Source organism: Acidovorax sp. GW823-FHT01C06, from assembly GCF_058798375.1.
The window spans coordinates 61,515-87,211 of record NZ_JBXAKN010000006.1 but is presented as its reverse complement, the minus strand read 5'-3'; the positions used below and the strand labels follow the sequence as shown (position 1 = coordinate 87,211).

The following is a 25,697-nucleotide window of genomic DNA, read 5'->3' as shown; positions in this document are numbered from 1 at the left end:
AATATCGGTCCATGCAAGCCACGCCCCCTTCCGTTCCACAGCGCCGCCTGGCCCGCCAGGCGCGCCAGCGGTTCGTAGAGGGGCTGTGCGGCGGACTCCCGGACCTGGACAAGACGGTCCTGGACTTCCTGACAACGCTGATGTCCCAAACGGGCACAGCGCGCGAAATGCAGGCGCACCGCGATGCCTGGATGCAATATCAGCAGCACCATGCTGCCTGGACCGAACGCACCGGCAAGGCCTGGCGCGATGCGCTGGCGCCGCACAGCAGCACCACCCGCGGCACCCTCGCCACCGGCGGCGCGAGCCCCCAGTTCGAGCTGCTGAGCGACGACGTGGTGGAAAACAAGATCCTGGCTTCCCGCATGGCCCTCACGGTCAGCGAACAGGTCAGCCACCAGTTCGACACCTTGCGCCAGCGCACCCAGTCGCTGGAAGGGCAGGAGCTCGACAGCAGCGACATCCTCCGGCCCGACGCCGTGTGCCTGCTGCTGGTCGAGCAGTGGGTCGAGGCCGGCTTGCCCCGCACCGACCTGCAGACCGTGGTGGACCCGTTGCAGCGGGAACTGGCCAACCTGCTCCAGAAGCAGTACCAGGCCGTCAATGTGTTCTATGTGGAGCAGGGCGTCACGCCCCAGGCCGACCTCAAGTCGCGCGTGCGGCGCACTTCGGGCGGCACGGTTGCCGGTGGCGCCAGCAACTCTGGTGCCGGGGGCCTGGCGTCCCAGGCGTTGGCCCAGACGCGGGAAGCCATGGCTGCGGCGCGCGGCGGCGGCATCCCCCAGCCGGGCGGCGGCCACCCCATGCCCCAGCATCACCTGCCCGGCGGCAGGCCGCCGGCGGGCTATCCGCGGCATGGCCTGCCCACGGGGTTTGCCACGGGCATGACCCCGCTGGCGCGGGCCCGCCAGCGGGCGCAGGGCGTGATGGGGCAACTGCGCAGGCTGCTGACGCAACCGGCGACCGGGTTCGACATGGTCAATGCCCCGCCGGCTTCGGCCGCGCTGGCCCATGCCCTCACCGCCCACCGCGTGCACGCCGACACCTACTACAGTGGCGTTGCCACCCTGATGGAAGACTACAGTCCCGCGGCCGTGGTGCAGTTGGCGGGCGCGGTGCGCGAACGCTCGACCGAGCTCAAGAAGAAGGCCTCCACCGCCGGGGAAAAAGCCATCATCGAAGTGGTGGCCCTGATGTTCCAGAGCATCCTGGCCGAAGACCGCATCCCGCCGGCCGTGCGTGTCTGGTTTGCCCGGCTTCAGGTGCCCGTGCTGCGCGTGGCGCTGGCCGAGCCAGAGTTCTTCAGCAACCTCAACCACCCCGCGCGCCAGTTGATCGACCGCATGGGGGCGTGCGTGATGGGCTTTGATGCCACCAGCATCAATGGCAGCGCGCTGGAGGCGGAAATCCGCCGCGTGGTCCAGGTGATCGAGCAGTACCCCGAGACCGGCCGGCGTGTGTTCCAGCTGGTCTACGACGAGTTCGAGAAATTCCTGTCCAAGTTCCTCACCGAAAAGCAGGCCACCTCGCGCCTGGTCACGGTGGCCCAGCAGGTCGAGCAGAAAGAAACCCTGGCGATCCAGTACACCATCGAGCTGCGCACGATGCTGCGCGACATGCCGGTGCGCGACGAGATCCGCGAGTTTCTCTTCAAGACCTGGGCCGAGGTGCTGGCCCTGTCGGCCGTGCGCGACGGCCCGCAGCACGCAGACACCGTATCGCTCAAGCGCACGGCCGCGGACCTGGTCTGGGCGGCCAGCGCCAAGCCCAACCGCAGCGACCGCGCGCAGGTCATCCAGAATCTTCCGGGCCTGCTGCAGCGCCTGCGCCAGGGATTGGCCCTGATGGGGGTGAACGGCCCGGCGCAGGATGCGCAGATCAAGGTCCTCACCGACACGCTGGCCGACGCCTTCCTGTCCAAGACGGCATCCATTCCGCAGGCACACATCGACGCCATGGCCAAGCGCCTGGCCAACCTTGAGGATTTCATCAACGACGCGACGCTGGGCGACATGCCGCTCAACGCCGACAACATCGAGATGATGCTGGGCATCGATGCCTCCTCCATCCATGTGGTCGCCGACAACGGCGCGCCCGTTCAGGACGACATGGTCGCCTGGGCCCAGGAACTGCAGCCTGGCACCTGGTACACGCTGGACCACAACGGGGCATCGGCCCAGGTCCAATATGCTTGGCAAAGCCAGCGCAAGCAGCTGCATTTGTTCGCCGCTGTCGACGGCAGCAGCTACCTGATCCAGTTGCGCAGGCTCGCAGCCTATCTGCAGGCCGGCTTGCTCGTGGCCCAGGAAGAAGAGGGCCTGACCTTGCGCGCCACGCGCGATGCGCTGGCCAAGCTGGACGCCAACCCCGAGCGGCTTCTGGACTGACCAGGCCCGGGCGCACCGAACGAAGCGACGCGCGCCCGAACCACCACCGTCCAGAGGGGGCGCCTCAGGCGGTCCCCAGCCGCTGGAACAGGCCGCCCGGCAAACGGGCAACGCGGCCCTCGAGCTCCAGCTCCAGCAACGCCACCTGCAGCGACGCCGCATCCATGCCGGTGCGGGCCACCAGGGCATCCACGCCCATGGGGTCAAAACCCAGGGCCTTCAGCACAGGGCTGTCTGCCCCTCCGTGGATGCCCGGGTCGGTGTTGCTGCATGCTGACCCGGAGTCAACGAGCTGCCTGTCCACCGCCGGGGCGGAAGGCAGGCGCAACTCTTCCAGCACGTCCTGCGCGGACTCCACCAGCTTGGCCCCCTGGCGTATCAGCGCATGGCAGCCCCGTGATTGCGGTGCGTGGATGGAGCCGGGAATCGCAAACACTTCGCGGCCCTGTTCGGCCGCCATTCGGGCAGTGATCAGCGACCCCGAGGCCAGTGCCGCCTCGACCACCAGAGTCCCCTGGGAGAGGCCGGAAATGATGCGGTTGCGCTTGGGAAAATTGGCGGCCAGCGGTGGCGTGCCCAGGGGGTACTCGCTGACCAGAAGCCCGTGCGTGGCGATGCGGTGCGCGAGGTCCAGGTTCTTGCGCGGATAGACACGGTCGAGCCCCGTGCCCACCACGGCAATGGTGGCAGGTGCAACCTGCGCCGCGGCTTCAGTGACAACATCCAGCGCCCCTTCATGGGCCGCAGCATCCACCCCCAGCGCAAGCCCCGAGACAATGGTGAGGCCCGCCCCGCGCAGTGTCCGGGAAAAAAGCCGCGCGTTGTCCGCGCCTTGGGCGGTGGGATTGCGGCTTCCGACCACCGCGAGGCACCGGCCAACAGGAAACGGGGCCTGCGTGACCAGCCGGGCAGGGCCCATCAGGTACATCAGCAGCGGCGGGTCTTCGGTATCCAGCAGAGACTGTGGATACCGGTGGTCACCCAGCGTGACCACCGCGCGCGCAGGCCCCTGGGGATCGGCGCCCTCCAGCCATTGCCAGGTGATATCGAGCAGCGCTTCCCATTCGCTGGGCACGGTGCACAGCGCCTTGGCCTGGGCCAAGGTCACACATTGCTGCAGCGCAGACTCCGATTGCTGGAAGACCGCCTGGGGCAGGCCAAAGCGCGCCAGCAGGCGCCGTGCGGCGCCATTGCCCACCCCCGCGGAGAGGGTGAGGCGCAACCATGCTCCCAGCTCGTCGCGGTCCATGATGGCGGTTGTAGAAGTCAAACAGCAGCAAAACAGGCCAGGGCCCGTGCCGCCCCTGGACGGCTTCGCGGCCCCGGCAGGTCCGCGCAGTTACTCCTGGGGATTCACCAGGCGGTCGCCAACCCGCACGCCACTGCGAATCTCCAGGATCAGGGCATACGAAACCCGGTCGAAGGTCCGGAACACCATGGCGGTCCCGTTGTTCTCGCTGGGCAGCTTGACCATGGTCTTCGCATCGCCGGTCACATCCTTGATGCGATCGCCCTTGGTCAGCAACGACAGCACATGGCCCGGCTCGATGCCGTCCTGTGAGCCCAGGTTGATCGCAACCACCTGGTTCTGGGCGGCGTAGGCCGCCGAAAAACTACCGTAGATGGAGACGACCCGCGCGTCGACGTCGATATGGGGCGCACGGGGTGTGTAGCTGGTAAAGACCCGGGCGGGCGCAGGCAGGATGCGGTCCCCCGCGCGGATCTCCTCCTTGGTGCCCGACAGATCCACCGTGGCAGGCACATACTCGGAAATATAGCCGCCCTTGCCGTTGGGGATGTCCTCGAAAGACTCTCCCCGCACCAGCTCGGCCTTGCCCAGATACTGCGCTTCGTACCCCAGGATTTCACCCGTCACGGGATCCTTCATGGCCACGGCATCGCGAAAGACACGGAAGAAACGGGGCTCGCCCGCCTCGGCTCGAACGGGTGCGGAGGCATCCCCGCGCACATAGGCCCGGTCGCCACTGGCCATCAGCACCCGGTCTTCGGTGGTAGCGATGATGCGGGGAGCGCGCTGCAGCACCTGGGCATCCACCACCAGGGGCTCCACGAGGAAAGGCTCGATCAGGTGGGGCTTGAGGGTGGGCAGCGCGGTGCTGGCCAGGCTGTCGCTGCGGGTGCGCGGAGACACGCGCACCGTCTGCGTCTCGGGTTCCGCCACGCCCGGGGGCGTGGTCCGCAGGCGTGCATAGCCTCCGTCCTTGTCCAGATACAGCGTCTGGCCCGGGTAGATCAGGTGGGGGTTCGGAATGGACTGGAGGTTCATGCCCCACAGCTCCGGCCAGCGCCAGGGACGCTTGAGGTACATGCCCGAAATGCCCCACAGCGTGTCGCCGCGCTTGACGGTGTAGGTATCCGGTGCATTGGGGGCCAGCTCCGAAAGGGGAACGCCACGCTCCGATACCTGCTGTGCGGTCGCGCGCTGGCCGCTGGAGATGGGGTGGTTCTGCGCCTGGGCCGGGGCGACCAGCAAAGCGCCAGCGATCATGGTGAGCGCGCCCAGGGCGGTCCGCCGAACGCTGGTGAATGCCGTCATGTTGTTCCTCTTCTCATGCATTGTGAAACGCCCCCTCACTGGCGCCTCGGTGCCAGCAGCATGCGGGCGACCGGGCAAATACGTTACAAACCCTCTTAGATTCTCTGCTCAAGCCCTTGATTCGGCAACGATTATTGGCCTGCAACGCTGCGGCGAACCTCAAAAGTGGCGAAAATAGCGACATCTCTCGGCAGCATCCATGGCAATCCTTCCCATTCTCTGTTACCCGGACCCCCGGCTCCACAAGGTCGCCCGCCCCATCGAGGCGGTGGATGACCGCGTCCAAAAGCTGGCGGCCGACATGCTCGCCACCATGTACGACGCCCACGGCATCGGCTTGGCCGCCACCCAGGTGGACGTGCATGAGCGGCTGGTCGTCATCGACGTGTCCGAGGAGCGCGACGCGCCCTTGGTGCTGATCAATCCGGAACTTGTCTGGACCAGTGCGGAAAAACACCTCAATGACGAGGGCTGCCTCTCGGTGCCCGGTATCTATGACGGCGTGGAGCGCTTCGATGCCGTGCATGTGCGGGCACTGGATGCGCAGGGACAGTCGCGCGTCATCGAGGCCGATGGCCTGCTGGCCGTCTGCATCCAGCACGAGATGGACCACCTGATGGGCAAGGTGTTCGTGGAATACCTCTCGCCGCTCAAGCGCAACCGCATCAAGACCAAGATGATCAAGCAGCAGCGGGGGGCGCGCGAGTGACCCGCCCGGCGCTCTGCACCCTCAGGGGTGGCGGAGTGCTGGCGCTGTCGGCGCTGGTGGTCCAGCTCGCGGGCTGCGCGCTGCCCGCCCGTGAAGCGCCCGGTGCGCTGCGCGCCGATGTCATCGCCAGGCTGGGACCACCCACCGCCACCTTCTCCCTGCCGGGCGGCGAGCGGCTGCTGTACTCCGAGCTTCCCGCGGGGTTTGCGGCCTATAACCTGGATTTCGACGCCAGCGGCAAGCTGGTGCGCAACGAACAGGTGCTGACGCAGACACGCTTTGAGAACATCCCCGTCGGAGCCTGGACCCTCGCCGATGTGCAGCGCACCTTCGGCGCCCCCTTGCGCGTGGAACGGGTGGCGCGTTTTGATGGCGACATCTGGACCTACCGCTTCCGCCAGAATTCCGACCCGCGCCTGGCCCATGTCCACCTGGACCGCCAGGGCGTGGTGCGGCTCGTGATGTTCACGGACGAACAGCCCAACTTCGACAACACGCGCGACTGACCTGCCGCGCACCACCCCATTGGTTTCCATGAGAGTCATTTTTGCCGGCACGCCCGAATTCGCCCGCGCGGCGCTGGAACAGCTTCTGGCCGCAGGCTTCACCGTCCCGCTGGTCCTCACCCAGCCCGATCGCCCCGCGGGCCGCGGCATGAAGCTCCAGGCGTCTCCCGTCAAGCAGTGCGCGCTGGACCACCGCATTCCCGTCGCCCAGCCGCGCAGCCTGCGCCTGGAAGGCAAATACCCGGACGATGCCGCCGCAGCGCGCGACGCCCTGCTGGCCGCCCAGGCCGATGTGATGGTGGTGGCCGCCTATGGGCTCATCCTGCCGCAGTGGGTGCTGGACCTCCCGCCACGGGGATGCCTGAACATCCATGCCAGCCTTCTGCCGCGCTGGCGCGGCGCGGCGCCCATCCACCGCGCCATCGAAGCCGGGGACGGGGAAACCGGCATCACGATCATGCAGATGGACGCTGGCCTCGATACCGGGCCCATGCTGCTCACGGAGCGGCTGGCCATCGCGCCGACGGACACGACCGCCTCCCTGCACGGCCGGCTGGCCTCCCTGGGCGGCCGCATGATCGTGGAAGCGCTCGAACTGGCCGCCTGCGGGGGCCTGCGGGCAGAGCCCCAGCCAGCCGAAGGCATCACCTATGCCCACAAGATCGAAAAAGCCGAAAGCACCATCGACTGGTCTCAGCCTGCCACGCTGATCGGGCAGCGCATCCGGGCCTTCGATCCCTTTCCTGGCGCCAGCACCGAATGCGCAGGAGAAACGATCAAGGTATGGAGCTATGAAATAGATAGCAATACACCAAATACTGGCAAGCGCCACGGCCAGATAATCTCGGTGGACAGCCAGGGCGTGGCGGTGGCCTGCGGCGAAGGCGCGCTGCGCCTGACCACCTTGCAGCGCGCCGGCGGCAAGCGGCTGGCGGCAGCGGATTTCCTGCGGGGGTTCGACCTGCAGCCCGGCATGGTGCTGGGCGCCGCGCCCGCCGCGGCGGTGGCGCCGGCATGAGCCGCAGGGACCTCGTCGGCCGCACGTTGCGCCACCCCTCCTTTCGCATGGCCGCCACCGACATGGTGGGCACGGCCGTGGGCATTGGCGCGTGGGGCCTGGTCACCGGGGTGGTCATGGTCAAGAGCGGCCTGCCCATCGGCATGGCCGTCTTCATGTCCCTGGTGGTGTATGCCGGCAGCGCGCAGCTGGCGGTCATCCCGCTGATGGCGGCGGGCGCGCCGCTGTGGGTGGTCTGGCTCACGGCCAGTTGCGTGAACCTGCGCTTCGTGATCTTCAGCAGCATGTGGCGCAGCTACTTCGCGCACCTGCCCGTGCGGCAGCGGCTGGCCGTGGGCTATTTCAGCGGCGACGTGATCTATGTGGCCTTCATGAAACGCTTTCCCGAACCGCGCCCGCAGCCCGAGCAGTTGCCGTACTTCTGGGGCGCGGCGGCCACCAACTGGCTGGCCTGGCAGGTGCCGTCCATCGCGGGCATCTTCCTGGCCAATGCCGTGCCGCTGTCCTGGGGCCTGGGGTTCGCGGGCGTGCTGGCGCTGCTGGGCGTGCTGCTGTCGCTGCTGTTCGACCGGGCCACCTGGCTCGCCACGGGTGTCGCCGCGACGGCCGCGATCGCGGCCTTCGCGCTGCCGCTCAAGCTCAACATCCTGGTGGCCCTGGCCGCCGCCGTGGCCGCGGGGTTGCTCATGGAGGCCGTGGACCGCCGCCGCCACAAGCCGGAACTGCTGCTGGTACCCGCCGACAGCGTGATGCCGCCCGAGGAACGCGAACACGTCGAGGCGGGCGACATCGTGCCGCTGCGCGAGGAGCGCCACCCATGAATGCGCCCTGGTCGTCCTGGTGGGATCTGCTGGAACCCTTCATCGCCGTGGCGGGGCTGGCCGTCATCACGGTGGTCTCGCGTTCCTTCTTCATGATTCCCGAGCGCGAGCTGCCCCTGCCCGACTGGCTCAAGCGCGGCCTCAAGTACGCGCCACTGGCCGCCCTGACGGCCGTGATCGCGCCCGAGATCCTCATCACCCGGGGCGAGCTCATCGATACGCTTATGGACGCCCGGCTCCCCGCCGTCCTGTGCGCGAGCGCGTACTACTTCTGGCGGCGGGGCATCCTGGGGACCATCGTGGTCGGCATGGCCGTGTACCTGCCGCTGCACATCGGATGGGGCTGGTAGGGATCGGTGGCGGGGCGGGGCCGCGGGATGGGGCCGCGGGTGGGGCCGCCTAAAATGGCGGCCCTGATCCACGTGCCCCCACCAGGAAGCCTCCCTCCCATGAACATCCTCCGTTTTTCCGATCTCTGTGCCCAGGGCAAGGCCCAAGGCCAGCGCGTCTTCATCCGCGCCGACCTGAACGTTCCACAGGACGACGCCGGCCGCATCACCGAAGACACCCGCATCCGCGCATCCATTCCCTGCATCCGCATGGCGCTGGACGCGGGCGCCGCGGTGATGGTGACCAGCCACCTGGGCCGTCCGACCGAAGGCGAATTCAAACCCGAGGATTCCCTGGCCCCCGTGGCCGCGCGCCTGGCCGAGCTGCTGGGCCGCGAGGTGCCCCTGGTCTCGAACTGGGTGGACGGCGTCGCCGTCGCCCCCGGCCAGGTCGTGCTGCTGGAGAACTGCCGCCTGAACGTGGGCGAGAAGAAGAACAAGGAAGACCTGGCCCGCAAGCTGGCCGCGCTGTGCGACATCTTCGTGAACGATGCCTTTGGCACCGCCCACCGCGCCGAAGGCACGACCTACGGCATCGCCCAGTTCGCACCGATCGCCTGCGCCGGCCCGCTGCTGTCGGCCGAGATCGATGCCCTGACCAAGGCCCTGGCCCATCCCCAGCGCCCGCTGGCGGCCATCGTGGCGGGCTCCAAGGTATCGACCAAGCTCACCATCCTCAAGAGCCTGGCCGACAAGGTGGACCAGCTCATCGTGGGGGGCGGCATTGCCAACACCTTCATGCTGGCGGCGGGCCTGCCCATCGGCAAGAGCCTGGCCGAGCCCGACCTGCTGGAAGAAGCGCGCGCCGTGATCGCCGCCATGAAGGCGCGGGGCGCGGAAGTGCCGATCCCGACCGACGTGGTCACCGCCAAGAGCTTTGCCGCCGACGCCCCCGCCACCGTCAAGGCCGCGGCCGATGTGGCCGAGGACGACCTGATCCTGGACATCGGCCCCGACACCGCCGCCCGCCTGGCCGCCCAGCTCAAGTCGGCGGGCACCATCGTCTGGAACGGCCCCGTGGGCGTCTTCGAATTCGCCGCCTTTGAGAACGGCACGCGCGAGATCGCCAAGGCCATCGCCGACTCGCCCGCGTTCAGCATCGCCGGTGGTGGCGACACCCTGGCGGCCATCGCCAAATACGGCATCGACAAGCAGGTGGGCTACATCTCCACGGGAGGTGGGGCCTTTCTGGAAGTGCTGGAAGGCAAGACGCTGCCCGCGTTTGAAATCCTCGAAAAACGCGCCGTTACCAGTGTTTGAAATTTGTTACACGCGGACGCACAAGCAAATGCAGCCGCGCGTAAGCAAGCACGCCAATCTGTGACCAAAAACAACGAATTGCGTGTGTCTGGGCGTAGTTACCTCAATTTTTTCTTGTTTTTGTTGAGTATCGCGCCCAGAATTATTTTTCAATCGCGTGGGATGTATCTGTTCATGTCCCCGCCTCTCAAAGTCCGTAGGAGGGAATCATGAAATTTTCAAAGGCAGTCAGCTTGGCGGTGCTCGCCGGCGCTGTGGCTACTTTGGCGGGATGTGCTTATCGTTCGCCCATTCCCCTGGCGGAAAACTTTGAGCTCACGGTACAACCCAAGGTCCGCTCCGCCGGTCACTGGGAACTGGTTTCCAACGACGTGGTGGCGCAAACGCTCAGCACGCTCGACAAGTCTGGCATGGCGCCGGGTACGCCGCTGCATGTGGCCTTGCCGCCCAACCCCAGCCCGTTCGACCTGGCGTTCCGCGACTTCCTGATCACCAAGCTGGTCCAGAGCGGCGCCCCCGTGCTGCAAGACCCCGGCCAGACGCTCAACGTGACCTACAACACGCAGGTCGTTCGCCACAACAGCCCGCGCCCCCATTTCATCCCCGGCCAGTTCACCATGATCGCCGCGGGCCTGATGGCCGCCTACGGCCTGCGCCACGAACACCTGGACGCGCAGATGCTGGCCACGCTGGGCCTGACCTCGCTGGCCGACTACGGCGCCAGCATCAACTCGGGCGGCCCCACCAACACCGAAATGATCCTGACCACCACCGTGACGCGGGGCGGCCAGTACGTGGCACGCAAGACCGATGTGTACTACCTGGAAAACGCGGACACGCCGTTGTTCCTGCGCCCCTCGTACTACAAGAACGTCAACATGAAGGTGGTCTCGCAATGAAATCCACAGCACTTCTGACCGCGCTGGCCGCCGCAGCCCTGCTGGCAGGTTGCGCCAACAACGGCACGCCCGTGCGCACGGAGCCCACGTACCAGGAAGCCGCCAACAACCAGTTCCTGGCCAACAGCCGCGATGCCGTCGCCAAGCTCACCGCGGGCTTTGACCTGAGCGCCGCAGGCAGCGGCCCGGTCCTGGTGGCCACCGTCGTGAACGTGAACGACCTGAGCCGCTCGGCCCCCCTGGGCCGCACGCTGTCCGAGCAGTACGCCTCGCACATGGCGTCCAGCGGCTTCAACGTCAAGGAAATCAAGCTGCGTGGCGACGTGTTCGTGCGCGAAGGCGCCGGCGAGCTGCTGCTGTCGCGCGAGATCAAGGACATCGCGCGCAGCCACAACGCGTCGCTGGTGCTCGTCGGTACGTACTCGGCCGCGGCCAACTACACCTACGTGAGCCTGAAACTCGTGCGCACCGAAGACAGCCGCATCATCCGCGGCTACGACTACGCACTGCCCAACGACCGCGACGTGCAGCGCCTGCTGGCCGTACAGCGCTGAGCGGCCGGCCGCAAGCCGGTCCCGCACAAGAGCAATCAAAAAGGCCGTCTCGACGGCCTTTTTTGTTGCCCGCCGGCGGCCACCAGGCCATGCCGGTGCCACGGCAGCCGTCCCGGCCGCCAGAAAACCCCGCCGCGGCGGATGCCCCCACCTAAAATCACGCCCATGACTTTCACCGACATGCTGCGCGACGCCACGGCGCAGAACAACTCCCTGCTGTGCGTGGGCCTGGACCCGGAACCCACGCGGTTTCCCGCGGGAATGCAGGGCGAAACGCACAGGATCTACGACTTCTGCGCGGCCATCGTGGACGCCACGGCCGACCTGGTCTGTGCGTTCAAGCCCCAGATCGCCTACTTCGCCGCGCATGGCGCCGAAGACCAGCTTGAGCGCCTGATGCAGCACATGCGCGCCAACGCGCCGCACGTGCCGGTGATCCTGGACGCCAAGCGGGGCGACATCGGCTCCACGGCCGAGCAGTACGCCAAGGAAGCCTTCGAGCGCTATGGCGCCGATGCGGTCACGCTGTCGCCCTTCATGGGGTTCGACTCCATCGAGCCCTACCTGGCCTACCACGGCAAGGGGGCCTTCCTGCTGTGCCGCACCTCCAACCCGGGCGGCGACGACCTGCAGACCCAGCGCCTGGCCAGCGTCGAAGGCCAGCCGCTGATGTACGAGCACGTGGCGCGTCTGGCGCAGGGCCCCTGGAACAAGAACGGCCAGCTGGGGCTGGTGGTTGGCGCCACCTACCCGCAGGAGATCGAACGCGTGCGCGGCATCGCGCCCACGCTGCCGCTGCTGATTCCCGGCGTGGGAGCCCAGGGGGGCGATGCCGTGGCCACGGTGCGGGCGGGGCTGCGCGACGGAGGGCCGATCATCGTGAACTCGTCGCGCTCGATCCTGTACGCATCCAAGGGCAGCGACTTTGCGGCCGCCGCCCGTACCGAGGCCCAGCGCACCCGCGCGGTGCTCGAAGCGGCGCGCGCGCGCTGATCCGCCCGCGCACGGCCCCCAGCCCCGCGCCGCCGCCGCACCCCGGATCGGCCCATGCAGCTCAAGTGGCTTGAAGACTTCATCGTTCTCGCGCAGGAGCGCAGCTTCACGCGCGCGGCCGAACTGCGGCATGTGACGCACCCCGCATTTGGCCGGCGCATCCGCGCGCTGGAGGCCTGGGCGGGAACGCCGCTGGTGGAGCGGGGTGGCGGCCCCGTCTCGCTCACGCCCGCGGGGCAGAGCTTTCTGGAGACCGCAGGCCACATGGCGCGCAGCCTGGCGCAATCGCACGAGGAACTGCAGAGCCTGGCCGGCCGGCAGGCCCGCACCGTGACGCTCGCCACGGGCCGCACGCTGGCACGCACCGTAGTGGCCGACTGGCTCGTGCGGCTGCAGCCCCTCCTGCAGAACGGCGAACTGTGCATCCGCACCCGCGCCCTGGCCGACACCGTGGCGATGCTCGAGCGCAACGAGGCCGACTTCTCGCTGGTCTACCACCATCCGGCACTGGCGATCCGGCTGGACGCGCGCCAGTTCACGCACGTCACCGTGGCCTCCGACCGGCTGGTGCCCGTGTCGCGCGCCACCGCGCAGGGCCAGGCGCTGCACCGGTTCGGGCAGGGCACGGCACTGGTGCCCTACCTGGCCTACGCGCCCCAGCTGGCCCTGGGCCGGCTGGTGGAAGACCACCTCACGCAGAACCCCCACGCGCCGCGCCTGCAGCGCGTGGTGGAGTGCGACTCCGCCGACGCCCACTACGAATACGTGCAAAAGGGCCTGGGCGTGGCCTGGCTGCCCTGGTCCATGGTGCATGCCGATTGCAAGGCCCGGCGCCTGGCGCCCGCGGGCGACGCGCGCATGGAAGTGCGCTTCGACGTGCGCCTGTACCGGCCCAAGCGCCGCCTGGGGCCCCTGGCCGAGGCGCTGTGGAAAGCCCTCTCCCAGCGCTGAAGCCCAGGGGTTTCCACCAGGGCCTGCAACCCATTTGGCAACAGACCGTGCCGTTTCGGCACCACGCTGGGGGGCGCGCCTTTTCACAATCGTGCCACCCACCGCGCGTGCCGCCGGGGCCGGCCTGCATGCATGCATGCACCGCCGGCCCGGGGCGCGCGGTGCCCAGCCCCCACGACGACCCAGGAGCCCGAACCATGCCCCACACCTTTTCCCGCCGCCGTGCCACGGCCGCCGCCACCGCCCTGCTGTGCGGCCTGTGCTTGCCCGCCGCGTCCGCGCTGGCGCAGGACGCCTACCCCTCCAAGCCCATCACCATCGTCGTGGGCTACCCGCCGGGGGGCAGCACCGACCTGACGGCGCGCACCGTGGCCACGGAGCTGGGCAACAAGCTCGGCGTGCCCGTGGTGATCGAGAACGTCGGCGGCGCGGGCGGCGCCATTGGCGCGCAGAAGGTGGCCAGCGCGGCCCCGGACGGCTACACCCTGCTGGTGGGCGCGAGCAACGAGATCGCCATCAACAAGCTCGTGACCAAGAAGGTGAAGTACGACGTGAAGGACTTCACCGCCATCGGCCTGATCGCCTCGCAGCCCCTGGTGCTCGTGGCGTCCACCGGCGCGGGCGTGAAGAACCTGGCCGAATTCACGCAGAAGGTCTCGAAGAACCCCGGCAAGTTCAGCTACGGCAGCTCGGGCGTGGGCACCTCGCTGCACCTGGCGGGCGAGATGGTCAAGGAGCAGGGCAAGCTGTTCATGACGCACATCCCCTACCGCGGCGTGGCGCCGCTGACCAACGACCTCATGGGCAACAACCTGGAGTACGGCGTGTTCGTGCTCTCCAGCGGCCTGCCGCACATCCGAAGTGGCAAGGTGATCGCCCTGGGCACCACCGAGGCCAAGCGTTCGGCCACCACGCCCGAGATCCCGGCGCTGGCCGAAACACCGCAGTACAAGAACGTGGACATCGGCGTGTGGTTTGCCCTCATGGCACCCGCGAACCTGCCCAAGCCGGTGTTCGACAAGGTGAAGAAGGCCTTGAACGACAGCCTGCAGTCGCCCGAATTCCGCAAGAAGATGGAAGCCACCGGCTCCACCGTGGCCGCCACCAACGTGAACATCGACCAGTTCCTGTCCGCCGAAGTGGCCAAGTACAAGAAGATTGTTGAATTCGCCAAGATCGAAGAATGAACGCCCAACACGACCACAGCAACGCGGCCCAGCCGCTGCGTTTTGAACTGCCCGCACCCGACCTCGGCGCCTGGCGCGCGGGCAACACCGGCACCGAGGGCGTGTGGCATTTCGACTCGGGGCAGCCCGGGCGCCACGTGATGGTCAGTGCCCTGGTGCATGGCAACGAGCTGTGCGGCGCGTGGGCCCTCAAGGGGCTGCTCGAAGCGGGCGTGCGCCCCGAACGCGGCACCCTCACGCTCGCGTTCTGCAATCTCGATGCATTCGACCGGTTCGACGCCCGCCAGCACGACGCCTCGCGCTTCACCGATGAAGACCTCAACCGCCAGTGGCTGGACGAGCGCATCGACGCGGCCGACACGGCCGAACGCCGCCGCGCCGCCGCGCTGCGGCCCTTCGTGGCGCGCGCGGACTGGCTGCTCGACATCCACTCCATGCACGAGCCCTCGGCGCCCCTGCTGCTCACCGGCATCCAGCCGCGCAACCTGGAGTTGGCGCGCGCCATGCGCTCGCCCGAGCACATCGTGGTGGACGCGGGCCACAAGGACGGCGTGCGCATGCGCGACTACGGCCGCTTTGGCGAGCTGGAGGACAACGGCACCCGTTCGCTGCTCATCGAATGCGGCTTCCACGGCGACCCCGCCAGCCGCGCCGTGGCGCAGGACCAGTGCGTGCGTTTCCTCGCGCAGTCCGGCGCGCTCGGCGACGAGGCACTCGCACGGCAACTGCCCGGCTGGCGCCTGCCCGACGCCCCGCGCCAGTGGGCGCTGGAGGTGACCGGCCCGGTGGTGGCCACCAGCAGCGCCTTCCGCTTCGTGGCGCCTTACACCGGGCTGGAGGTGTTCGAGAAAGCCGGCACCCTGATTGGTGACAACGACGGCGTGCCCGTGACCACGCCCTACGACGACTGCGTGCTGGTGATGCCCTCGGTGCGGCAGGCGCGGGCGGGCGTGACGGTGGTGCGCTACGCGCGGCGGCGCCTGCTGTAGGCGGTGGCCAGATCATCAAGATGCTTCTAATTTGATAGCATTCTGCGCTTGATGAGCAAGCGCCAGCAGGTCATTGACGGCTATTTCATCAGATAGGCCTGCAGCTCCTTGCGGCTCTGGACCCCCAGCCGCGTGTAGATCTGCCGCCGGTGGTACGTGGCCGTGTTGGCGCTGATGCCCATGCGCGTGGCGATCTGCTCCCCGGGCACTCCGCGCGCCAGCCAGTACGCCAGCTCGTGCTGGCGCTGCGGCAGGCCCAGCGCGCGCAGCGTGGGCAGCAGCCGCGCCACGCGCGCCACCCGCTGCGTGATGTGGATGCCCACCGCCCGGCCGCCGTCGAAGTCGCCTTCACCGGCCCCCGCCGCGGCCGCCATCTGCGTGGCGCGCAGCGAAAACCAGCCGCTGGCGTTGTGCAGGTCCAGTTGCGGCAGCGCTGGCGCCCGGCCCCGGCCGGTGCCGCCCTGCTCCACCCAGCGCAGGCGCTCCAGCAGCACGCACAGCGCGTGTGGCAGCTCGTTGCGGCGGTACCAGCGCATGCCAAAGGCCAGCGCCATCAGCTGGTCTGCCTGGGGCGATGTCCACAGCAGCCTGCCCTGCGGCGTGGCGACCAGCATGGCGCTGTCATGCACCACACTGTCCTGCGCATCCAGCTCGCCCGGCTGCAGGGCACGCGCCAGCCAGGGCGAGGTCCGTTCAAGCAGGGCGATGTCTTCAGGCGCAAAGCGCGGCGCGCCAGGCCTGCGGCACAACTTGAGCGAGCCCACGCCCCGGCCTTGCGGCGTGCGCAGCACCAGGCTCAGAAAATCCTGCCACTCCGACGGCCGCGCCAGCTCGTTGTAGAAATCGCTGCGGATGAATTCGTGGTGAGTGACCTGGAGGATCTGCTCCATCAACAGCACCCCATGCTCATGGCGCACGGCCGCGTCGAAGTCGTGCAGGCTGTAGCGCACTAGCTTCAGCTCCTGCGCCTTCATCCGCGGGTCGAAGTACAGGTGCATCCACTCGCGCGCGGGTGAGGGCTCGATGTAGGCGTCCAGCGCCCCGTCAGCATCCGGGTGAAAGTACACGCCCGTGTCGAAGCCGATCAGCTGGTGCAACTCGTACAGCACGCACTCGATGAGTTGGGGGCCGCTGAAATCCAGGCAGGCCAGTTGCTGCAGGCGCGCCAAGGCGTGCCTTTGAGGGCGGGTGAATGGCATGGGGTAGTGGGCGTATGTGCCAGCAAACAAAGCTAGCACATCACCGCGCTTTGCCATCCCGCCCCCGGGGGTGGGGCGCCACGCCGGGGGAATCCATAGACTGGGCAGCAGACGCGAGATTGCTCCTGAAAGCATAGCTTTTGTGCTTGATGGGCAAGCGTTGGGGCGGCTTCTCCGCCATTGCTTTCCCCACACATCCACACACCGCCCCATGCGAAAACATCTTGCCTTGCTGGCCCTGGCCGCCCTCACCCACGCGGGCGCGTGGGCCGCCACCTACACCTTCACCGGCCCCACCTACGCCAGCCCGCACGACTACACGGCACCCTGCGCCGCCGGCACCTGCGCCAATTTCAGCACGGCCATGCGGCAAACAGGCCACTTCAATACCAGCCAGCCGCTGCCGGCCAGCCAAAGCAGCCTGGACATCGTGCCCTACATCACCTGGTACGACTTCAACGACGGCGTGACCAGCTACAGCATGAACGGACTCTATACCCGCCTGGCCCACGCCAAGGTGTCCACCGACGCAGCGGGTCAGATCATCGATGCCGACATCGTGTTCATGTGGTGGCAAACCGGCAGCCATGGCGCAGGCGACCGCCTGAGCTACATGTCGGTCAACTTTGCCAGCTACTTCAACCGGCCCTGCATTTCCCTGGCCAGCCCCGACATCTGCAATACCTTCGCTGACGACGGCGCCACCAGCCACGCCTTTGCCCACGGCAGCGGCGGCTGGACGAGTGACATCCCGGTGGTCGTGGGACCGGTCGGGGCACAGTCCGTGCCCGTAGACAACCCCTTTGCCCTGGTGTTGACCGCCGCGGCAGTGCTGGGCCTGGCCTTGCGCAAGCGCCGCAAGACGCTCCTCAACAGATAGCGAATTGCGCTTGCTGCACCTGTGCCAGCGGCCTTCCCAATGATAAGAACAACCAGTACGCCCCCATGAAGAAATACCTCGTGCTCCTGGCCTCCGCATTCCTCCAGGCGGGCGCCTGGGCACTCACCTACACGTACACCGGCCCCACCTACAGCAGCCCCACCCACGACTTCACGGCCCCGTGCGCTGCGGGCACCTGCACGAACTTCACCACGGCCATGCGGCAAACCGGCAGCATGACCACCAACCAACCCCTGCCGCCCAACTTGAATCATGTGGAAGTCTCTTCCTACATTTCCGGCTATTCATTCAGCGACGGCGTCACCCAATACAACAGCTCCGGCATTCCTGAGCGATTGCTGTACGCCTATGTCACCACGGATGCGGCGGGAAACATCACCGGCAGCGACATCGTCATCATCCGCTGGCAAACCGCGAACCACCTGATCGGCGGGCGGATCGACCACATCGCGGTCAATCAGGGCAGCTTCTCCAACGAGGTCTGCGCGGGCATGGGCAACCCCGGCATGTGCACGGGAACCGCCGAAGACACCGCCACCAGCTACGCCTTCGCCCAGGCGGTCAACGGTGGCTGGGCACCCATCGCCCCCGCGGCCGCGCAGGCCGTGCCGGTGGACAACCCCTTTGCCTTGTGGCTGACTGCCGCCGGCCTGCTCGGCATCGCCTTGCGCGGGCGGCGTGGTTTGCTCCTCAAAAGATAGCTTCTCGCGCTTGCTGCCATTTGGCTCAAGGCTTTTTTTATACAAGAACTTCAACACCATGAAAAAAACTCTTCTCCTGCTGGCCGCGCTTTTCGTCCAGGCCAGCGCCTGGTCCGCCACCTACACCTACGCGGGCCCACCCTACGGCGCCGCCAACCTGCACAACTACACCAACTGCATTCCCGGCTTTGGCAACTGCGGCACCTACACCACCGCCATGGCGCAGGCAGGCTCGTTCACCACGGCGGCGCCCCTGCCGGGCACCCTCAACGGCGACGACATCACGGCGCAGATCACCTCGTTCTCGTTCTCCGACGGGCTGACCACCTACGCCAGCAGTGATCCGCAGGTGGCGTTGGTGAGCATCACGGCCACCACCACCGGAGGAAACCTGGACTTCGGTGTCACCTTGCAACGCTGGCAAGCACCGGCCCCCCATGTGCAGGGCGACCACCTCGACTGGATGAACGTCCGCTATGGCGGCGGCCACAACGCGGAATGCCAAACCGTGCCCGTGTCCACAACGCAAGGCGCCGTCATGTGCGGCACGACCTATATGGGCGACGTGTACTCCAGTTGGCACGACGCCAATGCTGGCGGCGTCTGGACGCTTGCCGCACTGCCACCAGCGGTGCCCACCGCGGTGCCCACGCTCAGCGAGTGGGGGTTGATGTTGCTGGCGGGGGCCTTGGCCGCGCTGGGCCTGCGCCAGCGGCGCAAGGCTTGATTTTTTTCCTGGCGTGCATTCGCCGCTGTGGACAACGGCTCGTTCCCCGCCGTGCTGGAGGCCACGGCCCACCCTTTTTCCTTCAGGAGTTTCCCCATGTCCCCCGAACAGATCCACCTCGTGCGCCAGAGCTTTGCGCAGGTTGCGCCCGTCGCCGCGCAGGCCGGCGCGCTTTTCTACTCGAAGCTGTTCGCGCGCGACCCGGCCATCCAGGGGCTGTTCGGGTCGTCCGACATGCACGTGCAGGCACGCAAGCTGCTGGACATGATCGGCGATGCCGTGCGCCTGCTTGACCACCCCGAGCGGCTGGACGCCGCGCTGCGCGCCCTGGGCCAGCGCCACACGGTCTACGGCGTGCAGGCGGCGCACTACGACACGGTGGGCGCCGCCCTGCTGGAGACGCTGTCCGACGCGCTGAGCGGTGCCTTCACCCCCGCCACGCGCGAGGCCTGGGGCGCCATGTATGCCCACGTGGCGCGTACGATGCAGGCGCAGGCACAACTGCAGCACTAGCCAGAAAGCCCCATGACCCCCACCACGCCCCGCCTTCGCGCCCGCGCCGCCGCCTGCCTGGCGGCCGCACTGGCCATCTCTTGCGTCACTGCCATGGCCCAGACCGCAACGCCCCTGCTGTTCAAGATCGTCACGGTGCGCGACGAGATCCTTGTCGCCGTGCCGCCGGACGAGGCCGGGGCCCCGCGCCCCGAGGCGGCCGCCATCGGCCAGGCCCTGGCCGCCAAGGGCGCGCTCAGCCTCTGGCAATACGCCCCGCGCAAGGGCACCGACGGCGCGCTGGAGCTGGCCCCCCGCGCCAGGATCAGCGTGCTGGCGCACGACAGCCTGCGCGTGGAGCCGTACCCGCCCGCGCTGCGGGTCGTGCCGGTGCCATAGGCCCGCCGCGCACCGCGCCGTGAGTGCCTGTCCACGTTCCCCATGCGGGTCCGCACGCCTGCGCTGACAGGGTCGGCTGCCACCGGGCTCACCCGCGCCTGCGCGCTGGCGCTCGGGGCGCAGGCCGCGCTGTGCGGCTGCGACGGCAGTGCCACGGGCTACCAGCGCGGCTGGGCGGGCGCCTGGACCTACGGCGGCGCGGCCTTTGCCCCGGCCGACCCGGCCACGTTCCAGCCGCTCTCGCCGCACTTCGGGCGCGACGCGCGGCAAGGCTACTGCCGGGGCAGTGCCGTGGAGGGCAGCGAGGGCGCCACGTTCGAGGCGCTGTCGGAGCACGAGGCGCGCGACGGCCGCGCGGTCTACTACTGCAGCACCTACCGCAAGGCGCAGGAGTACTGGGCCTACCAGCACCTGCGCATCGCCACCATTCCCGGCGCCGACGCGGCCAGCTACCGCGTGCTGGCCCACCGCCATGCCCGCGACCGGCACCGCGCCTACGACCGGGGCCAGCCCTTCGCGGTGCGCGATGCGGCCAGCTTCGAGCCGCTCAGCCCCCGCTTCGCGCGCGATGCGCAGCGCGGTTATTTCGAGCATGCCGACATCCCCGGCAGCCACGGCGCAAGCTTTGCGCTGATGGACGAAGACGATCCCGGCTACGCCCGCGACCGCGCGCACGCCTGGCACGGCCACATCGAGGTCAACCAGCCGAACCGGGGCCCGCACCCGGTGCTGCGCCCCTTGCAGGGCGCCGACATGGCCACGCTGCGCGCCCTGGGGCGGGGCTACGCGGCCGATGCGCGGCGGGTGTGGTACCAGGGCGAGCCGCTGGCGCGGGCGGATGCGGCCAGCTTCACGGTGCTGACCGAGGCGACCGCGGAGGTGGACGCACGCGACCGCGCGCAGGCATGGCAGCGCGGGCGGGCCGTTGCGGGCAACGATCCAGGCCCCAGCCCCGGCGTGAGGTGAGGCACGCCGTGTCCCCACCCGCCGCCCTCCAGGGGCAGGGGCCTGCCGCGCGTTGCCAGGGCCCGAAGGCCACCGGCGGGCGGAACAACGCCGCCCGCCCCCGTCACTGCGCCGCGCGCGCGGCCTCCACATGCGCCTTCACCCGCTGCGCCAGGGCCATGTCGCCCGGGGTTTCGGGGCTCCACCTGTCGATGGCGCGGGGCTGTTCATCGGCGTCCACGGCGGTGTACACCGCCACGCAATGCAGCACCTCGTGCTGCGGCTCGCCATGGATGCCGCCGCTGCGCACCTCCACGGCCAGGTGCATGCCGGTCTCGGTGGTGAAGGCCAGGCGCGCATGCACTTCCACCAGGTCTCCGGGCCGGATGGGGCGCACGAAGTGCGCGCCGCCCACGAACTCGGTGATGCAGGGGCCCTTGGCCCAGGCGCTCGCACAGGCAAAACCCGCCTCGTCCACCCAGCGCAGCACGGTGCCGCCGGGCACCCGCCCCGCCTGCGGCAAGGTGCTTTGAGACGCCAGGAAACGCAGGGTGAGGGATTGCATGCCGGGGTGCTCCACGGGAGTTGGTGGGCCATTATTCTCCAGCCCCTGGCGGCGGCGCGGGGCGGTGCGCGGGCCGCCCCCCTCGAAGGCGCGCGCACCCGCATCTTGACCTGAGTCAAAACCCTGCGGGCGACAGTTGCCTACATTGCGTAACAACTCTGCGGGCCCCTGCGACACCGGGCCCGCCCAGCCGGGGCAATGGCCGCCCCCGCCGACCCGGCCTTCCCTACCCGCACGCCCAGCGTGTCTTCTGCCATGTCACTGCTTCACCGACTGAACCTGCTCGAGAAATTCCTCATCCTGGGAACCATCGGGTTGATGATGAGCGCGCTTCCCACATACCTGTATGTGTCCGATGCGCTGCGCGCCATCGGCCACGCCCGGCAGGAGGCCCGGGGCGTGCCGCCCGCGCAGGCGCTGACCCGCGTGGTGCAGCTGGTGCAGGTGCACCGGGGGCTGTCGGCGGGCATGTTCGGCGGCGACGAGTCGCTGGCGACGCGGCGCCCCGCCGCCCGCGACGCGGTGGAAAAAGCCCTGGCCGACGCCGCCGCGCACTTCGCGGCAGCCCAGGTGCCGGCGCAGCAGATGGCCGCCTGGACCGATGCCCAGCAGGCCTGGCGCACGCTGGAGCAGGCGGTGGCCGCCCGCAGCATCGGGCTGGCGCAAAGCACGGCGCAGCACACCCAGCTCATCGCCGCGCTGCTGCAGCTGACCGAGTCGCTGGTGCACGCCTACGGCCTGCAGGTGGACCCCGAGGCACCGACGCATGCGCTGATCCAGGCATCGCTGGTGCAGGCGCCGCAGCTGGGCGAGAACCTGGGCATGCTGCGCGCCCAGGGCGCCGGGGCGCTCGGCCGTGGCGAACTCTCGCCCCAGGGCAAGGGCCAGCTGCTCGTGCTGCAGCAGCGGGTGGCGGAGCTGCAGGCCGACACCTTCCGCGGCCTCGGCCGCGCCCTGCAGGGCAATGCGCAGTTCAAGCAGGCGCTGGGCAGCGGGGTGCAGGCCATCCAGGGCCAGATCCAGCAGTCGCTGCAGCTGGCCGAGCGCGAGGTGATGAACGCCGGCGAGCTCAAGTTCGCCTCCAAGGATTACTTTGACGCGTTCACCCGCACCATCGATGCGCTCAACACGCTCAATGCACAGTCGCTGTCGAGCCTGGACCAGGCCCTGCAAGACCGCGTGAGCGCGCTGCAGCGCCGGCTGCTGTGGGTGGCGCTCGCCCTCGCCGTCACGCTCTCGGCCACCAGCGCCATGGCCCTGGTGTTCGTGCGCTCCATGACGGGGCCGCTTTCGCAGGCCGTGGCGCTGTCGCGCGCCGTGGCCCAGGGCGACCTGAGCGGCAGCGCGCTGGCCCACGGCACCAACGAGGTCGGCCAGCTGCTGGAGGCCCTGATGCAGATGCGCGCCCAGCTCACGCAGGTGGTGCGCCAGGTGCGCAACGGATCGGAGAGCGTGGCCACGGCCAGCGTGCAGATCGCGCAGGGCAACAGCGACCTGTCGGCCCGCACCGAAAGCCAGGCCAGCGCGCTGGAGGAAACCGCCGCGTCGATGGAGCAGCTCAGCTCCACCGTGCGCCAGAACGCCGACAGCGCGCGCCAGGCCAGCACGCTGGCCCACAGCGCGAGCACCGTGGCCGTGCAGGGCGGCGAGGTGGTGGCCCAGGTGGTGGACACCATGCAGGGCATCAACGCCTCGTCGCAGAAGATCTCGGACATCATCGGCGTGATCGACTCCATCGCGTTCCAGACCAATATCCTCGCGCTCAACGCCGCCGTCGAGGCGGCCCGCGCGGGCGAACAGGGCCGGGGATTCGCGGTGGTCGCGTCGGAGGTGCGCTCGCTGGCCGGGCGCAGCGCCGAGGCGGCGCGCGAGATCAAGGCCCTCATCAGCGCCAGCGTGGAGCGCGTGGAGCAGGGCACGGCCCTGGTGGACCGCGCGGGCACCACGATGAACGAGGTGGTGACCGCCATCCGCCGCGTGACGGACATCGTGGGCGAAATCAGCACGGCCAGCCACGAGCAGTCGCTGGGCGTGGCCCAGGTGGGCGAGGCCGTGACGCAGATGGACCAGGTCACGCAGCAGAACGCCGCGCTGGTGGAAGAAATGGCCGCCGCCGCCGGCAGCCTCAAGGTGCAGGCCGAAGACCTGGTGCACGTGGTGTCGGTGTTCCGGCTGGGCGACGAAGGCCAGGGCCAGCACAGGGCGCTGCGCCCGGCAAATTCGCTACAAATTCAGTAGCTATTGGCGCTTATCCATCCATCGCTGGCGGCCAATTTCATTCAGATTCTGCGCCCCTATTCCCCTGGGGGCTGAGCCGCAGCGGCCGGCCCCGCCAGCGGCAGCACCAGCCGCGCGCGCAGGCCCTGGCCGGGTGCGCTGTGCAGCTCCAGCGCTCCCCCATGGGCGCGCGCCACGCGCTCGGCAATCGCCAGGCCCAGCCCGGCCCCGGGAACACCCGCGCGCGCCGCGCCGCCGCCCCGCGCGAAAGGCTGGCGCATGTGGTCCAGCTCTTTGGCGTCCATGCCGGTGCCGTGGTCGGCCACCTCGATCCACGCCTGCTGCGCGCTGCCGCCCGTGCGCAGCACCACCGGGGCGGCGCCGTGGCGCCAGGCGTTTTCCACGAGGTTGTCCAGCGCACGGCGCAGCGCCTGCGGGCGCACGGGCAGGTTGGGCAGGCCGCCCAGTTCCAGCGCCAGCACACGGCCGTGGTCGGCCTGCGCTTCGGCCACGGTCTGGGCCAGGTCGTTGAGCGATGCGGTGGCGGGCGCCTCGGCCTCGCCCGCGTCAGCGCCCACCCGCGCAAAGTCCAGGAACTGGCCCACGATCGCATCCATCTCGTCGATGCTGCGCGCCATGCTGGCCGTCAGCGGCGCATCCACCTGTGCCCCGGCGATCTCCACGCCCAGGCGCAGCTTGGTCAGCGGCGTGCGCAGGTCGTGCGACACACCGGCCAGCATCAGCGCGCGCTCGTGGCCGGCGGCGGCCAGGCTCTGTGCCATCTGGTTGAAGCTGCGGCCCACGGTGGCGATTTCTTCGGGCCCGGCCTCGGGCAGCACCGCGGGTGTCTGGCCCCGCGCGAGCTGCCGCGCCGCCGCCACCACCTGGGCCAGCGGCTGGTGGATGTGGCGCTGCAGCCACCACGCGCCCAGCAGCGCCAGCAGCATGCTGGCCAGCGTGGCCACCAGCCAGGCCCCGGTGAACTCGCGCGTGGGGAACACGCTGGGCAGGTTGAGCCAGTAGTCAGCGCCCTCGTGCACCATGCGCAGGGCCAGCACGCCGGTGCTGTCGCGGCGCCACAGGGGCTGCGGGCTCTGCGCAGGCGCATCACCCACACCCAGGCGGCGGGCCACCGCCTGCACAAACTGCCGCTCCAACGGCGACAGCAGCGCGCGCCGCGCTGCGCTTTCCGGCGCAACGGGCGGCGTGGCCAACGCGGCCTGCCGGTTGAACGCCTCCACAAACGCCCCACGCTGCGCCGGGGGCAGCGCCTGCAGCCCCGCCCGCAGCGCGGCCACATTGCGCGCCACGCCATCGGCCACCTGCGCCACGCGGGGCTGGAAGATCATCTGCCGCACCAGCACCGCCGCCACCAGCTGGCCCAGCACGATGAGCACGGCCATCAGCAGCAGGTTGCGCCCGAGCAGGCTGCGCGGCCAGAGCTCCCCGTGGCGGCGGGCGGGGGTTGCGGGTGCCGTCATGGCTGCCGCCCTCCGGCGGGCGCGGCGCCATCGGGCACGAACACATAGCCCACGCCCCACACGGTGCGGATGTGGCGCGGCTGGGCCGGGTCGGCCTCGATGAGTTTGCGCAGCCGCATGATCTGCACGTCAATGCTGCGGTCGGTGGCCGTGTGGTCGGGGCCATAGGCCAGGGCCATGAGCCGGTCGCGGCCCAGCGGGCGCTGAGGGTTCTGGGCCAGGGCCAGCAGCAGGGCGAATTCACCGGTGGTGAGGGGCACGTCCTCGCCGGCCCTCGCGCCCGCCCGCTCCAGCCGCCGTTCAGTCGGCAGCAACACGAAGTCGCCGAACGTCAGGCGCCCGTGCGTTCCCTGGGGCCCGGTGTGCGCGCCCAGCATGCGCTGGCGGCGCACCATGGCCTGGATGCGGGCCAGCAGCTCGCGCGGGTTGAAGGGCTTGGGCAGGTAGTCGTCCGCCCCCATTTCCAGGCCCACGATGCGGTCCACCGGGTCGCCACGCGCGGTGAGCATCAGGATGGGAATGGTCTCGCCCTGCGCACGCAGGCGGCGGCAGATGGCCAGGCCGTCTTCGCCCGGCATCATCACGTCCAGCACCAGCACATCAAACCTCTCGCGCTGCAGCAGCACGTCGAGCGGGCCCGCGCCCTCCACCGTGCGCACGGCGTAGCCCTGGTCGCTCAGGTAGCGCTGCAGCAGGGCGCGCAGGTCGGGCTCGTCATCGGCGACCAGGATCTTGGCCAGGGTGTCGGTCATGGGCAGGGAGCAACGTGGCAGGTGAAGGCGGCGTGGTGGCAATGGTAGGCGCTGGCGCGGGCCACGCACCCCCAGCCATGACAAGGGATGACGGGGCC

Annotated in this window: 26 protein-coding genes; 20 read left to right on the top strand and 6 right to left on the bottom strand. The window is 69.1% G+C overall.

The window, feature by feature from the left end:
• Positions 1–11: 11 nt before the first annotated feature.
• Complete coding sequence (locus tag AC1RCS_RS14135) at positions 12–2,387, top strand: DUF1631 domain-containing protein (protein ID WP_492245166.1); 2,376 nt, start codon at positions 12–14, stop codon at positions 2,385–2,387.
• A gap of 64 nt (positions 2,388–2,451) precedes the next feature.
• Here the strand turns inward: AC1RCS_RS14135 and dprA are convergent, their stop codons facing one another.
• Positions 2,452–3,636: a DNA-processing protein DprA gene (gene dprA, locus AC1RCS_RS14130; RefSeq protein WP_369643736.1), complete on the bottom strand. Its 1,185-nt coding sequence runs from the start codon at positions 3,634–3,636 to the stop codon at positions 2,452–2,454.
• Between the two features lie 90 nt (positions 3,637–3,726).
• Complete coding sequence (locus tag AC1RCS_RS14125) at positions 3,727–4,944, bottom strand: LysM peptidoglycan-binding domain-containing protein (RefSeq protein WP_369643737.1); 1,218 nt, start codon at positions 4,942–4,944, stop codon at positions 3,727–3,729.
• Between the two features lie 199 nt (positions 4,945–5,143).
• On the opposite strand from AC1RCS_RS14125, the gene def reads away from it, so the two are divergent.
• From def to AC1RCS_RS14065, 12 genes are all read left to right on the top strand, one after another.
• The gene (gene def / locus AC1RCS_RS14120; RefSeq protein ID WP_218297120.1) at positions 5,144–5,653 is read left to right on the top strand and encodes a peptide deformylase; all 510 of its coding nucleotides are present in this window, start codon (positions 5,144–5,146) and stop codon (positions 5,651–5,653) included.
• A gap of 35 nt (positions 5,654–5,688) precedes the next feature.
• Positions 5,689–6,159 (top strand): hypothetical protein, encoded by a 471-nt coding sequence (locus tag AC1RCS_RS14115; RefSeq protein ID WP_369643738.1) that lies wholly within the window; start codon positions 5,689–5,691, stop codon positions 6,157–6,159.
• Between the two features lie 28 nt (positions 6,160–6,187).
• Entirely contained in the window at positions 6,188–7,177 is a 990-nt protein-coding gene (gene fmt, locus AC1RCS_RS14110) for a methionyl-tRNA formyltransferase (protein WP_369643739.1), read from the top strand.
• The gene (locus AC1RCS_RS14105; RefSeq protein ID WP_369643740.1) at positions 7,174–7,998 is read left to right on the top strand and encodes an AzlC family ABC transporter permease; all 825 of its coding nucleotides are present in this window, start codon (positions 7,174–7,176) and stop codon (positions 7,996–7,998) included. Before fmt ends, AC1RCS_RS14105 begins: the two co-directional genes overlap by 4 nt.
• Positions 7,995–8,348 carry an AzlD domain-containing protein gene (locus tag AC1RCS_RS14100; RefSeq protein ID WP_218297116.1) on the top strand — a complete coding sequence of 118 codons (354 nt, stop codon included), beginning with the start codon at positions 7,995–7,997 and terminating at the stop codon, positions 8,346–8,348. The genes AC1RCS_RS14105 and AC1RCS_RS14100 overlap by 4 nt, the downstream gene beginning before the upstream one ends.
• Before the next feature lie 99 nt (positions 8,349–8,447).
• Complete coding sequence (locus AC1RCS_RS14095) at positions 8,448–9,647, top strand: phosphoglycerate kinase (protein WP_218297115.1); 1,200 nt, start codon at positions 8,448–8,450, stop codon at positions 9,645–9,647.
• Between the two features lie 209 nt (positions 9,648–9,856).
• On the top strand, positions 9,857–10,546 hold the full coding sequence (locus AC1RCS_RS14090) for a hypothetical protein (RefSeq protein ID WP_218297114.1): 690 nt from the start codon (positions 9,857–9,859) through the stop codon (positions 10,544–10,546).
• A complete protein-coding gene (locus AC1RCS_RS14085; protein WP_218297113.1) occupies positions 10,543–11,100 on the top strand; it encodes a FlgO family outer membrane protein in 558 nt (185 codons plus the stop codon). The genes AC1RCS_RS14090 and AC1RCS_RS14085 overlap by 4 nt, the downstream gene beginning before the upstream one ends.
• A gap of 165 nt (positions 11,101–11,265) precedes the next feature.
• A complete protein-coding gene (pyrF, locus tag AC1RCS_RS14080) occupies positions 11,266–12,093 on the top strand; it encodes an orotidine-5'-phosphate decarboxylase (RefSeq protein ID WP_218297112.1) in 828 nt (275 codons plus the stop codon).
• Between the two features lie 54 nt (positions 12,094–12,147).
• Positions 12,148–13,044 carry a LysR family transcriptional regulator gene (locus AC1RCS_RS14075; protein ID WP_218339419.1) on the top strand — a complete coding sequence of 299 codons (897 nt, stop codon included), beginning with the start codon at positions 12,148–12,150 and terminating at the stop codon, positions 13,042–13,044.
• A 197-nt stretch (positions 13,045–13,241) separates the two neighbouring features.
• Positions 13,242–14,231, top strand: a complete 990-nt coding sequence (locus AC1RCS_RS14070) for a Bug family tripartite tricarboxylate transporter substrate binding protein (protein WP_492245165.1) — start codon at positions 13,242–13,244, stop codon at positions 14,229–14,231.
• A complete protein-coding gene (locus AC1RCS_RS14065) occupies positions 14,228–15,220 on the top strand; it encodes a M14 family metallopeptidase (protein ID WP_369643742.1) in 993 nt (330 codons plus the stop codon). The genes AC1RCS_RS14070 and AC1RCS_RS14065 overlap by 4 nt, the downstream gene beginning before the upstream one ends.
• Before the next feature lie 80 nt (positions 15,221–15,300).
• Here the strand turns inward: AC1RCS_RS14065 and AC1RCS_RS14060 are convergent, their stop codons facing one another.
• The gene (locus tag AC1RCS_RS14060) at positions 15,301–16,419 is read right to left on the bottom strand and encodes a helix-turn-helix transcriptional regulator (RefSeq protein ID WP_492245164.1); all 1,119 of its coding nucleotides are present in this window, start codon (positions 16,417–16,419) and stop codon (positions 15,301–15,303) included.
• 211 nt (positions 16,420–16,630) lie between these two features.
• Between AC1RCS_RS14060 and AC1RCS_RS14055 the strand changes: the two genes are divergently transcribed.
• The 6 genes from AC1RCS_RS14055 to AC1RCS_RS14030 all read left to right on the top strand — a co-directional run bounded on the left by AC1RCS_RS14055 (position 16,631) and on the right by AC1RCS_RS14030 (position 20,605).
• A complete protein-coding gene (locus tag AC1RCS_RS14055) occupies positions 16,631–17,299 on the top strand; it encodes a hypothetical protein (RefSeq protein WP_492245163.1) in 669 nt (222 codons plus the stop codon).
• Positions 17,300–17,535: 236 nt separating this feature from the next.
• The gene (locus AC1RCS_RS14050) at positions 17,536–18,021 is read left to right on the top strand and encodes a hypothetical protein (protein WP_492266992.1); all 486 of its coding nucleotides are present in this window, start codon (positions 17,536–17,538) and stop codon (positions 18,019–18,021) included.
• Between the two features lie 58 nt (positions 18,022–18,079).
• Positions 18,080–18,748: an IPTL-CTERM sorting domain-containing protein gene (locus AC1RCS_RS14045; protein WP_492245161.1), complete on the top strand. Its 669-nt coding sequence runs from the start codon at positions 18,080–18,082 to the stop codon at positions 18,746–18,748.
• Between the two features lie 96 nt (positions 18,749–18,844).
• On the top strand, positions 18,845–19,261 hold the full coding sequence (locus AC1RCS_RS14040) for a globin domain-containing protein (protein ID WP_492245160.1): 417 nt from the start codon (positions 18,845–18,847) through the stop codon (positions 19,259–19,261).
• Positions 19,262–19,273: 12 nt separating this feature from the next.
• Positions 19,274–19,639: a hypothetical protein gene (locus AC1RCS_RS14035; protein WP_218297103.1), complete on the top strand. Its 366-nt coding sequence runs from the start codon at positions 19,274–19,276 to the stop codon at positions 19,637–19,639.
• 42 nt (positions 19,640–19,681) lie between these two features.
• Positions 19,682–20,605 carry a DKNYY domain-containing protein gene (locus AC1RCS_RS14030; RefSeq protein WP_492245159.1) on the top strand — a complete coding sequence of 308 codons (924 nt, stop codon included), beginning with the start codon at positions 19,682–19,684 and terminating at the stop codon, positions 20,603–20,605.
• Between the two features lie 103 nt (positions 20,606–20,708).
• Here the strand turns inward: AC1RCS_RS14030 and AC1RCS_RS14025 are convergent, their stop codons facing one another.
• On the bottom strand, positions 20,709–21,149 hold the full coding sequence (locus AC1RCS_RS14025) for an acyl-CoA thioesterase (protein ID WP_218297101.1): 441 nt from the start codon (positions 21,147–21,149) through the stop codon (positions 20,709–20,711).
• Between the two features lie 255 nt (positions 21,150–21,404).
• Here AC1RCS_RS14025 and AC1RCS_RS14020 point away from each other — a divergent pair, with 255 nt between their 5' ends.
• Positions 21,405–23,387 carry a methyl-accepting chemotaxis protein gene (locus AC1RCS_RS14020; RefSeq protein WP_492245158.1) on the top strand — a complete coding sequence of 661 codons (1,983 nt, stop codon included), beginning with the start codon at positions 21,405–21,407 and terminating at the stop codon, positions 23,385–23,387.
• Between the two features lie 56 nt (positions 23,388–23,443).
• Here the strand turns inward: AC1RCS_RS14020 and AC1RCS_RS14015 are convergent, their stop codons facing one another.
• Entirely contained in the window at positions 23,444–24,847 is a 1,404-nt protein-coding gene (locus AC1RCS_RS14015) for an ATP-binding protein (protein ID WP_492245157.1), read from the bottom strand.
• On the bottom strand, positions 24,844–25,599 hold the full coding sequence (ompR, locus tag AC1RCS_RS14010) for an osmolarity response regulator transcription factor OmpR (protein WP_492245156.1): 756 nt from the start codon (positions 25,597–25,599) through the stop codon (positions 24,844–24,846). Before ompR ends, AC1RCS_RS14015 begins: the two co-directional genes overlap by 4 nt.
• Between the last annotated feature and the right edge of the window lie 98 nt (positions 25,600–25,697).